The 13,773-nt window shown below is 74.2% G+C and carries 14 protein-coding genes; 8 read left to right on the top strand and 6 right to left on the bottom strand.

The features are described from left to right. The first annotated feature begins 17 nt into the window (after positions 1-17). Positions 18-1,202 (top strand): cytochrome P450, encoded by a 1,185-nt coding sequence (locus O1G21_RS00680; protein ID WP_270139793.1) that lies wholly within the window; start codon positions 18-20, stop codon positions 1,200-1,202. A 121-nt stretch (positions 1,203-1,323) separates the two neighbouring features. Continuing rightward, positions 1,324-1,830, top strand: coding sequence for a mycothiol transferase (locus O1G21_RS00675; protein ID WP_270139791.1), 507 nt, complete (start codon positions 1,324-1,326; stop codon positions 1,828-1,830). Positions 1,831-1,898: 68 nt separating this feature from the next. Here the strand turns inward: O1G21_RS00675 and O1G21_RS00670 are convergent, their stop codons facing one another. Together O1G21_RS00670 and O1G21_RS00665 are read right to left on the bottom strand one after the other, a co-directional pair. Continuing rightward, the gene (locus O1G21_RS00670; protein WP_270139789.1) at positions 1,899-2,177 is read right to left on the bottom strand and encodes a dsRBD fold-containing protein; all 279 of its coding nucleotides are present in this window, start codon (positions 2,175-2,177) and stop codon (positions 1,899-1,901) included. 59 nt (positions 2,178-2,236) lie between these two features. Further along, positions 2,237-2,665 (bottom strand): Hsp20/alpha crystallin family protein, encoded by a 429-nt coding sequence (locus tag O1G21_RS00665; RefSeq protein WP_270139787.1) that lies wholly within the window; start codon positions 2,663-2,665, stop codon positions 2,237-2,239. A gap of 312 nt (positions 2,666-2,977) precedes the next feature. Here O1G21_RS00665 and O1G21_RS00660 point away from each other — a divergent pair, with 312 nt between their 5' ends. The 6 genes from O1G21_RS00660 (at position 2,978) to O1G21_RS00635 (ending at position 7,705) form a co-directional block, all read left to right on the top strand. Next, positions 2,978-4,054: a 4Fe-4S ferredoxin gene (locus tag O1G21_RS00660; RefSeq protein WP_270139786.1), complete on the top strand. Its 1,077-nt coding sequence runs from the start codon at positions 2,978-2,980 to the stop codon at positions 4,052-4,054. Beyond that, positions 4,051-5,346, top strand: a complete 1,296-nt coding sequence (locus O1G21_RS00655) for a Ni/Fe hydrogenase subunit alpha (protein ID WP_270139785.1) — start codon at positions 4,051-4,053, stop codon at positions 5,344-5,346. Before O1G21_RS00660 ends, O1G21_RS00655 begins: the two co-directional genes overlap by 4 nt. A 5-nt stretch (positions 5,347-5,351) precedes the next feature. Continuing rightward, positions 5,352-5,852 (top strand): hydrogenase maturation protease, encoded by a 501-nt coding sequence (locus tag O1G21_RS00650; protein WP_270139784.1) that lies wholly within the window; start codon positions 5,352-5,354, stop codon positions 5,850-5,852. 214 nt (positions 5,853-6,066) lie between these two features. Beyond that, positions 6,067-6,726, top strand: coding sequence for a nucleotidyltransferase family protein (locus O1G21_RS00645; RefSeq protein WP_270139783.1), 660 nt, complete (start codon positions 6,067-6,069; stop codon positions 6,724-6,726). Then, a complete protein-coding gene (locus O1G21_RS00640) occupies positions 6,723-6,977 on the top strand; it encodes a BON domain-containing protein (RefSeq protein ID WP_270139781.1) in 255 nt (84 codons plus the stop codon). Before O1G21_RS00645 ends, O1G21_RS00640 begins: the two co-directional genes overlap by 4 nt. Then, entirely contained in the window at positions 6,974-7,705 is a 732-nt protein-coding gene (locus O1G21_RS00635) for a metallophosphoesterase family protein (protein WP_270139779.1), read from the top strand. Before O1G21_RS00640 ends, O1G21_RS00635 begins: the two co-directional genes overlap by 4 nt. Here O1G21_RS00635 and O1G21_RS00630 read toward each other — a convergent pair. From O1G21_RS00630 to O1G21_RS00615, 4 genes are all read right to left on the bottom strand, one after another. Continuing rightward, entirely contained in the window at positions 7,698-9,461 is a 1,764-nt protein-coding gene (locus O1G21_RS00630; RefSeq protein ID WP_270139777.1) for a glycoside hydrolase family 15 protein, read from the bottom strand. The genes O1G21_RS00635 and O1G21_RS00630 overlap by 8 nt on opposite strands. Before the next feature lie 18 nt (positions 9,462-9,479). Further along, complete coding sequence (locus O1G21_RS00625; RefSeq protein ID WP_270139775.1) at positions 9,480-10,436, bottom strand: TIGR03557 family F420-dependent LLM class oxidoreductase; 957 nt, start codon at positions 10,434-10,436, stop codon at positions 9,480-9,482. A gap of 566 nt (positions 10,437-11,002) precedes the next feature. After that, a complete protein-coding gene (locus O1G21_RS00620; protein WP_270139773.1) occupies positions 11,003-12,133 on the bottom strand; it encodes an FAD-dependent oxidoreductase in 1,131 nt (376 codons plus the stop codon). 22 nt (positions 12,134-12,155) lie between these two features. After that, positions 12,156-13,742, bottom strand: coding sequence for a hypothetical protein (locus O1G21_RS00615; protein ID WP_270139771.1), 1,587 nt, complete (start codon positions 13,740-13,742; stop codon positions 12,156-12,158). Between the last annotated feature and the right edge of the window lie 31 nt (positions 13,743-13,773).

Here is a 13,773-nt window from a genome sequence, read left to right as displayed (position 1 = left end):
CACCACAAGGAGCCACCGTGGACTCCACGACCCTGCTCGCACGGATCACCGACTACGCCAGCCGTCCCAACCCCTACCCGCTGTACGAGGAACTCCGCGAGACCGGTCCCGTGGTGCAGCAGGCCGACGGCAGCTACCTGATCGGCGGTTACCACCAGATCGCCGCGCTGCTCCACGACCCACGGCTGAGTGCCGACCCGCGCACCCGTGGCGACGACACCGGGAATCAGCCGTTCCTGCGGCTCGACGACCCCGAGCACCACAGGCTGCGCACCCTGGCCATGCGGCCCTTCGGGCCCCCGCACAGCCCTGGCCGGGTCGACGGCATGCGCGGCGAGATCGACCGGATTACCAAGGAACTGCTGGAACCCTTCGAAGCCGGCCGGCAGATCGACGTCGTCGACGACTTCGCCTACCCGCTGCCCGTCGCGGTGATCTGCAGCCTGCTCGGTGTGCCGCGCGAGGACGAGCCGCTGTTCCGGGCCTGGTCCGATTCCCTGGTCGCAGCCGCCGACGTCAGGCCCGAAGACGACCCCACCGAGAGGAAGGAGGCCGGCGAGCAGGCGCGGATGGAGATGGCCGGGTACCTGTTGAACCTGGCCGAGCAGCGGCGCGGCAAGCCGGGCGACGACCTGCTCTCCCACTTCGTCAACGAGCCGGACCCGGCCCTGCGGCTCACCCAGGAGGAACTCGCGGCAACCGCCGTACTCCTCCTCATCGCCGGACACGAGACCACGGTCAACCTCATCACCAACGGAGCGCTCACCCTGCTGCGCCAGCCCGAACAGCTCGACCGGCTGCGCCGCGAACCGGACCTGTTGCCGCAGGCGGTGGAGGAACTGCTGCGCTACGAGCCCCCGGTCCAGATGCGCGAGCGCATCCCGCACGCCGACCTGGACGTCGCCGGTACCCCCGTCCCCCGGGGCGCCTCCGTCGTGCTGGCCCTGGCCTCAGGCAACCGCGACCCGCAGCGGTTCCGCGATCCCGACCGGTTCGATCCCGCCCGCCCGGACAACCAGCACCTCGGCTTCGGCAGTGGCATCCACCTCTGCTTCGGCGGAGCCCTGGCCCGCGTCGAGGCCTACGCCGCGCTCCGAGCGCTGCTTCCCCACCTCGGGACGGCGAGCCTGGTTCAGGACCCACCCCCCTACCGGCAGAACGCCATGCTCCGCGGCCCCCGCCACCTGCCCGTCCAGCTGTGAAGCGGCGGCCGGGGTTTCAGGGGGTCGGAGGTCGCCCGGGTGCTGCGACCCGGCGGCGCGCGCCAGAGGTTCCACCGCACGCCATCGGGCGTGCTCTGACCGGGAGGCGACAGTGGCCGGTGTGACCAGCACCGATCTTCTCGTGGACGCGTTCGACCGGATCCGTGACACGGTCGCCGAGGTGGTCGACGGCCTGACCCCCGAGCAGCTGGCCTTCCGGGTGCAGGATTCGGCCAACTCGATCGCCTGGCTGCTCTGGCACCTCACCCGGGTGCAGGACGACCACCTCGCCGACGCGGCCGGCCGTGAACAGGTGTGGACCGCCGACGGCTGGGCGGGCCGGTTCGCCCTGCCGTTCGCCGCGTCGTCCACCGGCTACGGGCACCGACCCGCGCAGGTCGCCAAGGTCACCGCCACCGCCGACCTCCTGGTGGGCTACCACGAGGCCGTCCACGCAGGGACCGTCGACTACGTGCGCGGCCTGAACAACCGCTCCCTCGCCCGGATCGTCGACGAGTCGTGGCAGCCCCCGGTCACCCTGGGGGTGCGTCTGATCAGTGTGATCGCCGACGACCTCCAGCACGTCGGCCAGGCGGCCTACGTGCGGGGCCTGCTGGCCCGGCGCTGACGGCCCGTGACCCGAGGCGAGACGGGGTGTGATCGGGCGTCAGTTCACGGCGGGCTGCAGCGGCGCGCTCAGCCGGCTTCGGCGCGGTCGTTCGCGGCGGAGTCCGAGAGGCCGGCGCGGAGGAGTCGGTGGCCGAGGTCGATCAGGGCGCGCGCGACGGCGAACTCGTCGCCGATCTCCGGAACCGGTGGGTCGTGCGGGTTGCGGCGGGAGGTGGTTCGCGTGTCCAGGGTGGTGGTGCCGGTGTCGAGGACGGCGTGGACCTTCGTGGTGTCCCCTTCCTCGAAGAGGTCGAGGCGGAGGGTCCACCGCTTGGTGCGCATCGGTTCCGCGGTCTTCGTGGTCATGTCTCGGAACCTCCAGGGTTCGTCGGGCCCGGGGGGTGCCCGGGTCGGAAGGCAGGCGATCAACCGCCTCGGGTGATCTCGATCGTGCGGGCGGGCTTCTTGGCCTCGCCGATCGGCGCGCGGACGGTCAGGACGCCCTGGTCGTACGCGGCGGTGACGTCCTCCTCGCGGACGCCGGCGGGCAGCCGGACGCTGCGGGTGAACGAGCCGTAGCGGAACTCGGAGCGCTGCTTCTCCTTCTTCTCCTCGGAGCGCTGGGCCTGGACCGTCAGGACGCCGTCGTCGACGCTGATCGTGATGTCCTTGTCGGGGTCGACACCGGGGAGTTCGGCCTTGAGCTGGTAGATGCCATCGGCCTCGGACTCCTCGATGCGGATCATGTGCTCGGTGGCCGACGTCCGGAGGTCGACGGGGAAGTCCTCGAAGAGGTCCGGAAGGGACGGCCACCGGTAGCCGAAGGGGAATCTTCTGAGCAGGTCACTGGCCATGACGGCCTCCTGGGGGGGCAGGTTGTGGCGTTCCAGGGGCCGGCGCGGTGAACCGGGCCCCTGCTGTCCAGCAGACGTCCACCGGGGGACCGGCGGCAGGGACGTTCGGCCCGCCGATGGACCCTACCGCCCCGCCGATGGACCCCAAGGCCCCGGCCCACCCGTCCGGCCCATGGTCCGGTCGCCCACCGGCTTCGGGCCGTCCGGCCCCATGCGCGATCGCCGGGACCGGCGGACAGTGGGAGTACGGAACCGCCCGCCGGGGGGAGAGACACCCGCGGCGGAACCGGCGGGGAGACCGAGGACGGACCGATGGACACGACCGAAGCGCCCGCGGAACTGGATGAGGAAGGCCTCACCGCGCTCGTCGAAGCCTTGCGGCAGCGCGGATTCACCGTGATCGGGCCGACGGTCCGGGACGGTGCGATCGTCCTCGCCGAGCTGGCCTCGGCGGCGGGCCTGCCGTACGGCTGGGGCGTCGAGACAGCGGCCGGTACCTACCGGCTGCGCCGGCGCGAGGACCGGGCGGCCTTCGCGCACTCCGCCGGGCCGCAGTCCTGGAAGACCTTCCTGCATCCGCCCCGCGCCCGGCTCTGGCAGGCCGACCGGGCCGAGGACGGCACCGTCACCGTCCGTGAGGACGACGACGAGCCGCCCCGCTTCGCCTTCCTCGGTGTGCGGCCCTGCGATCCGCGCGCGATCGCCGTCCAGGACAGGGTGCTGGCCGGCGGCGCGTACGCCGATCCCGTGCACGGTCCGAGGCGGGCCGGCGCGTTCCTGGTCGTGGTCGAGTGCACCGAGCCCGGCGGTGTCTGCTTCTGCGTGTCCATGGGCACCGGCCCCGGGCTGCCGGACGGCTCGGTCTACGACTTGGCGCTCACCGAGACCGTCCGGTCCGACGGTCCGCGCTACGTCTACGCCCGGCCCGAGTACATCGACAGCCTCGACCACTCCACCCCGATCTCCGCCCACGTGGAGGTCGACCTGGAACTGCGCGGCCGCCCGATCGACAAGCGGCAGCTCCTGGAGGTCATCACCGCCTACCTCGCTGACCGCAAACCCGACATCCCCGCCCACAGCGTCTGCTTCGAGTGCAAGCTGCGCGGCACCACCTGCGTCACCGTCGCCCACGGCACCCCGTGCCTGGGCCCGGTCACCCAGGCCGGCTGCGGCGCCATCTGCCCGGCGTACGGGCGTGGCTGCTACGGCTGCTTCGGACCGATGGGCAGTTTCAACGGTCAGGGAGGGCCCAACACCCGTGCCCTGTTGCCGTTGCTGCGCCGCGACGGGGTGGCGGACGCGGACGCCGCCCGCCTCTACCGCACCTTCAACGCCGAGGCCCCCGCCTTCGCGGACGCGGCCCGACAGCCCACGGAGGACGACGAATGACCCACCGCACTCAACGGCTGCTCACCGTCGGCGCGTTGGCCCGCGTCGAAGGCGAGGGCGCACTGCACGTCTCCGTCCGCGGCGGCGAGGTCGAGGACGTCAGGTTGCGGATCTACGAGCCCCCGCGCTACTTCGAGGCGCTGCTGCGCGGCCGCCGGTACACCGAGCCGCCCGACCTCACCTCCCGCATCTGCGGGATCTGCCCGGTGGCGTACCAGATGAGCGCCTGCCATGCGGTGGAGGATGCCTGCGGGGTGGTGGTGGACGGCCAACTCGCCCAGCTACGACGCCTGTTGTACTGCGGGGAGTGGATCGAGAGCCATACCCTGCACATCTACCTGCTGCACGCGCCCGACTTCCTGCGGCTGCCGGACGCGCTGGCGCTGGCCCGCTCCGACGCCGCCATCCTCCAGCGCGGGCTGCGGCTGAAGAAGGCCGGCAACGAGATCGTCGAGGTCCTCGGCGGGCGGGTCATCCACCCGGTGAACGTCCGCCTCGGCGGCTTCCACCGACTGCCCACGCGCGCCGAACTCGACCACCTGGCCATGGTATTGCGCCAGGCGCGGACGGACGCCGAGGACACGCTCGGCTGGGTCGCCGGGTTCGAGTTCCCCGACCTGGCGATCAGTCACGAACTGCTCGCCCTCACCGAACCCGACGGCTACGCCATCGACTCCGGCGTCCCGACCGGCGCCCTCGCCGGTCCCTTCCCCGTACGGGACTTCGAGCAGCACGTCCGGGAGCACCAGGTGCCGCACTCCACCGCCCTGCACGCGACGCTCGACGGCCGCCCCCACCTCGCCGGGCCGCTCGCCCGCTGGAACCTAGGCAGCGAACGCCTGCCCGCCGAGATCCGTGCCCTGGCCGCCCAGGTCGGGCTCGGCCCGCGCTGCGACAACCCCTTCCGCAGCATCGTGGTCCGCGCGGCCGAGGTGCTGTGGGCCGTCACCGAGGCGCAGCGGATCATCGAGCGGTACCAGCCGCCGCCCACCCCGGCCGTCCCCGTCCCGCCCCGGGCGGCCACTGGCTTCGGCGTCACCGAGGCCCCGCGCGGGCTGCTCTACCACCGGTACGACCTGGACGAGGCCGGAATCGTCCGGAAGGCCGTGATCGTCCCGCCGACCGCGCAGAACCAGAACGCGATCGAGGTCGACCTGCGGGCCTTCATCCAGCCCCGACTGCACCTCGACGACGCCGAGTTGACCCGCCGGTGCGAGCAGGCGATCCGCAACTACGACCCGTGCATCTCCTGCGCGGCGCACTTCCTCACGCTCACCATGGACCGGAGGTGACGGGCATGGGCAACGAGCGCATCGTCGTCATCGGAGTCGGCAACGAGTACCGCCACGACGACGGCGCCGCCGTGTCCGTCCTGGCGCAGCTCGCCGCCGAGGACCTCGCCGTCGACCGGCTCACGCTCTGCGACGGCGAGCCCACCCGGCTGATGGAACTCTGGGAGGACGCCGGCCTCGCCATCGTGGTCGACGCGGTGCACGGCCACCCGGGCGAACCGGGCCGGATCCACTCGGTCACCGTCGATGCCGACCACCTGCTCGCCGACCCGCTCGTGGACGAGGAGTCGCCGGCGGGCACGCACGGCCTGGGCCTCGGCCACGGTGTCGCGCTGGCCGCCGCGTTGGGCAGACTGCCGCGCGAGCTGCTGATCGTCGCGGTCGAGGGTGCGGACTTCTCGATCGGCGAGGGCCTGAGCCCGGCCGTCACCGACGCGGTGCCGCGTGCCGTCTCCGAGGTCCGCCGGGCGGTGGAGGCACACCGGGCGGAGGCTTCGGGGCCATGACCACCGAACTGCGGCTGATCGAGGTCCACGGCACCGTCCGTCCGCCGGCCTGGCCGGGGCCTGCGGCGTCGAGCCCGGCCGGACCCCTCTGCCCGTCCGTTCCAGCCTCCGCCGGATCTGCTCCAGCGCGTCCGGACCCCCATCCGCCGGAGTGAACTCGCGTGGGCGGGGTACCCGTGGGGGCGTCCGAACGGACCCCGCGGAGGAGGCCGCGATGGACCGACGCGCCGAACACCCCGATGCGTCCCGCTCGGCGCGGCCCGAGCCGGGCGGCTGGCCGCCCGACGACGCCGGAGGCAGCCTGCCGCCCGACCGGGCGCAGGCGATCCTGGAGGCGACGAAGCGGATCGGCTCGCTGCTCAAGGCCAAGGACCACCCGTTCGCGCTGGCCGGCGGGGTCGCCGCCTACGCCCACGGCGCCGATGTGCGGCTCCAGCACGACGCCGACTTCTGCATCCGCCGCGAGGACGCCGAGGCCATCACCCACACCCTGCGCGAGGCCGGGCTCCAGGTGTTCCTGCCGCCCGAGGACTGGCTGATCAAGGCCCGCTGCCTGGGCCAGGACATCGACCTGATCCTGGAGCTGGCCAAACGGCCGGTCACCTCGGACCTGCTGGACCGCGCCGAGGTGCTGCCGGTGGACTCCGTGCAGATGCCGGTGCTGTCCGCCACCGACCTGGTCAGCGGCCTGCTGGCCGCCTTCTCCGAGCACCACTGCGACTTCGGGGCGGCGCTCTCGGTGGTGCGGCCGCTGCGGGAGAAGATCGACTGGCGGCGGGTGCGGGCGGAGCGCGGGCAGCAGCCGATGGCGGCCGCGTTCCTGTACCTCCTGGAGCGGCTCCAGGTGATCGAACCCGAGGAGGCCGCCCGATGACCGACGCCGACGACACCGAGTACCGGCTGGCCCACCTGCGCGACCGCCTCGCCGACGACGAGGTCGGCGAGCTCGGCCTGCGGATCGAACTGCACGGCACCCACGTCACGGTGCGCGGCACCGTACCGAACGAGCAGCGCCGCGCCGCAGTCGAGCGCATCGTGGCCGAGGTGCTGGACGGACTGACGGTGCACACCGACATCGCGCTGGCCGACGGCCGGCCGCCGAGCGGAGCGGAGGACCTGCCGTGATCCGGGTGGCCGCGGTCGGGGACATCCATCTCGGCCCCGACAGCCGGGGTCTGCTGCGGCCCGCCTTCGCCACCCTGGGGGAGCTGGCGGACGTGCTGCTGCTGGCCGGGGACCTCACCCGGCACGGCACCGTCGAGGAGGCCGCGGTGGTGGGGGAGGAGGTCGGCGGGCTGCCCGTGCCGGTGATCGCGGTCCTCGGCAACCACGACTACGACGCCGACCGACCGGGGGAGGTCACCCGGATCCTGGCCGCGTACGGCGTCCAGGTGCTGGAACGCAGCTCGACCGCCGTCCGGGTGGACGGCCTGCTGGTCGGGGTGGCCGGCACCAAGGGCTTCGGCGGTGGCTTCGCCGGCCGCAGTGCCGGCGAGTTCGGCGAGCCCGAGATGAAGGCCTTCGTCCGGCACAGCCGCGAGTGCGCCGACGGCCTGCGCACCGCCCTCGACCAGCTGGCCGCCGAGGGCTGCGACCTGCGGATCGCCCTGACCCACTTCGCCCCCGTCCCGGACACCCTGGCCGGGGAGCCGCCGGAGATCCACCCGTTCCTGGGCAGCTACCTGCTCGCCGAGGCGATCGACGGAGCCGGCGCCGACCTGGCCGTGCACGGCCACGCGCACCTGGGCACCGAGCGCGGCCTGACCGCCTGCGGGGTGCGGGTGCGCAACGTCGCCCAGCCCGTCATCGGCCGCGCCTTCGCCGTCTACCGGCTGCACCCGCAGGTCAGCTGACCGGCGGCTCGGCCAGCCGGGCCGCGCACTCCAGCAGCATGGCGTGCACGAAGGCCTGCGGCAGGTTGCCGCGCTGCTGGCGCTGGGCGATGTCGTACTCCTCGGAGAACAGTCCGGCCGAGCCGCAGAGCCCGCGGGTGGTCTCGAACCAGCGGGCCGCCTCGACGGCGTCGCCCTGCTGGCGCTCGGCGAGGGCCATCAGGAAGCCGCACAGCACGAACGCGCCCTCGGCCTCGGCCAGCGGGCGCTCGTCGTGCCGGAAGCGGTAGGCGTAGTGCCCGTCGGTGAGCTGTTCGCGGCAGGCCCGCAGGGTGGCGACGGTGCGCGGGTCGTCGGCGGGCGGCCAGCCGCGCACCGGCGGCAGCAGCAGGGCCAGGTCGGGTGCCGGGTCGTCGGGGGAGCGCTGCCAGCGGCCCGAGGGGTGCAGCGCGAGACGGGCGGCGCGGGCGGACAGCCGGTCGGCCAGCGCGCTCCACTCGGCCGCGAGCCCGTCCGTCAGGCCGGCCGCTCCGGCGACCCGGGGCCGGGTGATCGCGTGCAGCCCGGCGGCGCAGATTAGCCGGCTGTGGGTCCACTGCCGGGGGCCCAACTCCCAGATGCCGGCGTCCGGTTCACGCCACCGGGCGGCGATCGCGGCGGCCGCGGTCCGGGCCGCGCCGTGGGCCTCCGGGCCCAGGCGGTCGTGCCGGGCGGCGGCCGCGAACAGCAGCAGGGCCTCGCCGAACGCGTCCAGTTGGAACTGCCGGGTGATCCGGTTGCCGACCTGGTCGTGGCCGCCCGGGTACCCGGGCAGGTCGACGGTGTGCTGGTCGGGTACTCGCCCGCCGGCCGCGGTGTAGGCGGGGGCGATCCGCGGCCCGTCCTCCGCGAGCCGCGCGGTGGTGAACCGTACGGCGTCGTCCAGGAGCGGGTCGGGCCCGCAGGCGGCGACGGCCTGCCCGGCCAGGCACTGGTCACGGATCCACACGTAGCGGTAGTCGTAGTTGCGGCCCTCCTCGGCCCGTTCGGGCAGGCTGGTGGTCGCCGCGGCCACCATCCCGCCGGTGGCGGGGGAGGTGAGGCCGCGCAGCACGGCGTAGGAGAAGGCGGCGTCGCGTCCGTCGTAGGTGTGCCGGAGGTCCGGTACGGCGGCTCGCCAGGCGCGTTCGGTGGCCCGCCAGCACCGGTCGGGGTCCGGCGGCGGCGCGTCCAGGCCCCGGTCGGACACCTCCAGGACGAGGTCCAGCCGTTCGCCCGGGTCGAGGGCGACGTCCGCCACGAGGCTCCCGTCCGGGTGGGGCCGGGCCGCCTGGGCGCCCGTCCAGCGCAGCCGCAGCCGCCCGGCGCGGATCGACCAGCCGTCCGTCGTCCGGCGCGGAGCGCGGGTGCGGGCCGTGTCGAAGCCGCTGCCGGCCGCCAGTCGCAGCCGCAGGCGGGCCGGGCCGTAGTCGGCGTGGACGCGGCGCAGCAGCACCAGCCGGTGCGGATCGGCGGGCAGCGCGAGGGCCTCCCGGCACACGATCACGCCCTGCTCGGTGATCCACCGGCCGTGCCGGACCAGCCCGCGGCCCTCGTAGTAGCCGCCGGGGACGAACCGGCCGACCGGGGTCACCGCGTACTCGCCGGTGCCGCCGATCAGTGCGGCGAACACCGGGTCGGAGTCCCACCGGGGCGCGCAGAGCCAGGCGATCTCGCCGGACGGGCCGACCAGCGCGCCGCGTTCGCCGTCGGCGAGCAGGGCGTACTCGCGCAGGCTGCGGGGCGGGAAGGCCGTCATGGGGTGTGCTCCCGAGTCCTAAGCCACCCGGGGCAGGATCTGCTCGCGGTAGAAGTCGAAGAACCCGGCCTGCTCCGGGCCGATCTGGCCGACGTACACCTCGTCGAAGCCCGCGCCGACGTAGCCGCGCAGCCGGTCGGCGTGCTCCTGCGGGTTGTCGCCGCAGGTGACCGACCGGGCGGTCATCTCCTCCGTGACCAGTTCGGTGGCCTGCTCGAAGTGCCGTGGGGTGGGCAGGACCTGGGCGAGTTCGCCGGGCAGCAGCTCGCTCGGCCAGAGCCGGTGGACGGTCTTGACCGCGCGCTCGCGGTCCGGTGACCAGCACACCTTCAGCCCGCCGATCACCGGCCCGGTGCCGCCCGCCGCGCGGTAGCGCCCGATCAGCTCGGTGTCGGGGCTCATGGTGACCAGCCCGTCCGCGTACTCCGCCGCCGATTCGGCCGCCTTGGGGCCGAACGCCGAGACGTAGACGGGCAGCCGGCCGTCCTTCGGCGGGGTGTAGAGCCGGGCGTTCTCGACGGTGTAGTGGGTGCCGCGGTGCGAGACGAGGCTGCCGGTGAACAGCTCGCGCATCACCGCGACGGCCTCCTCGAGCATCTCCGCCCGGACGTCGAACGGCGGCCAGCGGTCGCCCAGGACGTGCTCGTTGAGCGCCTCGCCGGTGCCCACGCCCAGCCGCAGGCCGCCGGGCAGCTGCACGTCCGCGGTGGCCGCCGCCTGGGCCGTTACCGCGGGGTGGAGCCGCACGGTCGGGCAGGTGACGAGGGTGGTCACCGGCAGCCGGGTGACCCGGGAGAGCGCGCCGATCACGCCCCAGACGAACGGGCTGCTGCCCTGGGCGTCGTTCCACGGGTGGTAGTGGTCGGAGATCGCCAGCCGGGTGAAGCCGGCCCGCTCGGCGAGCTCGGCCTGCTCGACCAGCTGGGTGGGGGTGAACTCCTCGCAGGACAGGAAGTAGCCGAACGCGGTGGTCATGGCAGCCTCGGTTCCTCGATGGGCTCCTCGGGTTCCTCCGTCGAGCGGCTAACCGGGCCGGGCGCGGCGAAACCTCGACGCCATCCGTCCGGTGGACGTCCGCCGTTCGCGGCTTGCGGCGCCGGGCAGTCGGTGGGGTCCCCCCGGCGCCCGGCAGGGCGCCCGATCACCGGAGGTGACCACCATGGACGGTGCGAAGGCGGTCCGGCCGAGGCCGTCCGCCCGCCGGCCCGGTCCGATGTCGGCGGACCGGCATGCTCCCGCCCGTCGGGCGCACCGGACGACGAGAGCAGGGAGCAGGGCGATGCGGAGACCTACGCCGTCCTCGGCGAGGACTGACCGGGCGAGGACCGGCTGGGCGGAGGCCGTCGGGCTCGGCAGCTGCCGCCGTCCTTCGCGCGCCGTCCGGCGGCCGGTCCACCACCGCCCGGCCGCCGCTGGCCCGGTGTCGGTCGCGGCGCCCGGGCTGCCCGCTGCCCTGCCCAGGCCGGAGACTGCGCCGTGTGCTGGAGCGCGTGCTGAGGCGCTTCAGCGCGCGCCGGGGCTGCGCCGCGGGCTGAGGCGTTTCAGCGCGCCGGTGTGAACTCCGCGAGCCGGGCCAGGCCCTCGGCGACCGCCGCGAAGCCGCGCTCGAGCATCCGCAGCTCGTACTCCTCGACGGCGGCGGCCAGTTCGGCCTCGCCGCGGTGGACGGCCGTGAGCGAGCGGCAGAGCAGCGCGGCGTCGCGGAACGCCGTGTTGGCGCCCTGGCCGGCGCTCGGCGGCATGGCGTGGATCGCGTCGCCGAGCAGGGTGACCGGCCCGGTGCCCCAGTGGGGTACGGGCTCGGCGTAGCGGATCGTCAACGGCGAGCTGTTGCCGACGTCGGACCGCCGGACGAGCTCGACCAGATCGGGGTGCCAGCCGTCGAACAGCTCGAGCAGCCGGTCGCGCACCTCCGCCCAGGCGCCGGGCTCGGGCGAGAGCGGCTCGGGGAGCATCGCCACCCAGCGCAAGTAGCTGTGCGCGTCCGGCAGTTCCACCTCCGGCGCCAGCTCGGCCGCCGCGAGCCGCGGTGGCCGCCGGAACTCCATCCGGCCGATCAGCAGGCTCAGGTCCGCGCCGCGCACCAGCGTGCCCGCGCCCGGTACCAGGCCCGAGAGAGGCTCGGTCAGCGGGGTGCGCCCGAGCAGCGCGTTGCCGGGGAGAGCGGTGACCTCGGCCCCGGGCAGCAGCTGCCGCCGCACCGCCGAGCCCACGCCGTCCGCCCCCACCAGGAGGTCACCGACCGCGCTGCCACCGTCCGTGAGCCGGGCCTCGACCCGGCCGTCCGCCCGCTGTTGGTACCCGGCCACGGCCCGGCCGAACTCCACCCGGTCGCCCAGCCCGGCGAGCAGCAGCTGCCGCAGCACGTGCCGGTCGGCGGCCGTGCCCCCGGACGCCGCGCCGAGCCGGCGGACCTCGTTCAGTTGCTGGTCCACCACCCGCCGCTCGCCCGCGAGCGGGCCGGTCACGGCCTCCAGCAGGCCGTGCAGCCGGTGCGGCAGGCACTCCCGCAGAGCAGCCAACCCCGGTTCGTCCAGCCCGATCCGGAAGCCCTGATAGCGGCTGTCCGGACCGGGCTCCCGCTCGAAGACCCGGACGTCGATCCCCGCCCGGACCAGCCCCTGGGCCAGGCAGAGCCCACCGATCCCGGCCCCGGCGACCAACACCTTCATGTGCTGTTTCCTCTCGTGATCGTCAGTCGCGCGGGTCGAGCAGGATGACCGCGGCCGAGTACGGCGCGAGCGTGCTCGGCGCCGAGCCGTGCCGGACCGTCGGCGCGTCGTCGCCGTCGTGCCAGGCGAGGGTGCGCCGCACCCGGTAGTCGCCGGGCAGGTCGAGGCGGAACGGCTGGGCGTGCTCCGGGTCCTTGTTGACCAGGACCACGGCCAGCGTCCCGTCGGCCCGCCGGACGGCGTGCACGCCGAGCGCGGGGTTGTCCGTGGTGGCGGCCAGGGTGTCCCCGCCGCCCCGGAGCGCGGTGGTCAGCAGCTTCATGGTGTGGAACGGCGCGAACGGCGTCCCGGCCGGGGGCTCGCACGGATCGGCGCCGGACCAGTCGGCCGGGCACTCGCCGGAGGACAGCAGCCCGAGGTCCCCCCAGTCCTTGCCGTCCTTCCCGAACAGCCCCGGGCCGTTGTAGAGGGCCCACCAGTCGACCTGGGAGACGCCGTTCTCCAGCAGCGACAGGTTGCTGTCCAGCAGGTAGAGCGCGCCCGCGGTGGTGCGCTGGTGCGGGTTGCCCACGTTGTCGAGGTTGGTCTCGCCCGCGATGACGTCGATCCGGTGGTCCGGTCCCGAGGCGCGGTCGAGGGCCGTGCGCACGGTGGCCATGGCGCGGGCGGTGGCCGAGGTGTCGGCGAGCAGCTCTGCCTCCGTGGTGACCCCGGCGAAGTGCGCGTGGTACCAGTGCACGTCGACGAAGTCGACCGCCGCGGCCAGTCCGGGGGTGCCGAGCACCGCCTCGTCCCACTCCTTGGCGCGGGCGTCGGGCCCGGGCGCACCGAGCCGCTGCGGGTCGTACGGGAACAGTTCGATGCCGACGCGGATGCCCGGGTCGACGGCCTTCATGGCCTTCGCGTACTCGATGCTGTTGCGCGCGTACGCCGCCGGGCTCCGGTCCGCGTGCGCGTCCGGCTCGCGGACCTCGAGGTCGTGGCCCGGCCCGGGCGGGGTCGGCCCGGCGGGCTTGTTCCAGCCGTTGAGGTAGACCTCCTCGCCGATCACCCAGTCCCGGACGCCGTAGCCCCGGGTCACGTTCGCGTAGCGCACCCAGTCGGCGGCCTCCTGCGGATCCCCGGGCTTGGGGTCGGCGTCGGTGCTCGGGTGGTCGGCGGTGTCGCCCGGCCCGGTCCCGTAGTTGACGTGCACCAGCATCCCGGCGCCCGCGGCCCGCGCCGTCCGGGCGAAGCGGTCGAAGGAGAACCGCGGGGTCAGGTTCTGGTAGCCGTAGCCGCCCGGGCCGTTGTACGGGCCGTACGGGTCCGGGCTGAGCCAGCCGCCGTGGTCGAAGTGGTAGAGGTCGCCCGCTCCGCCGGCGTTGAACGACAGAGTGCCGATGCCCGCCTCGCGGATCCGCCTCGGGGTGTCGCTACGGGTGAACTGGGCGCTCCAGAACGGGGTGTTGACCCCGATCGCGTCGGCCGGGACGGTGTTGGTGACCCGCCCGTCGACGGTGACCGTCGCCATCGCCGGGCCGGGTGCCGCGGCCTCCGCCACCGGGGCCACAGCCCGTCCGGCGAGGACAGCCACGCCGATGGCCAGGGCCAGGATCCGCTTCGTCATGGTGCTCTCTCCCCTGGGTGTGCGTTCGATT

It is taken from the genome of Kitasatospora cathayae (assembly GCF_027627435.1).
GTDB lineage: Bacteria > Actinomycetota > Actinomycetes > Streptomycetales > Streptomycetaceae > Kitasatospora > Kitasatospora cathayae.
Note: the sequence above shows the minus strand (reverse complement) of the source record. Positions and strands in the feature narration are given on the sequence as shown.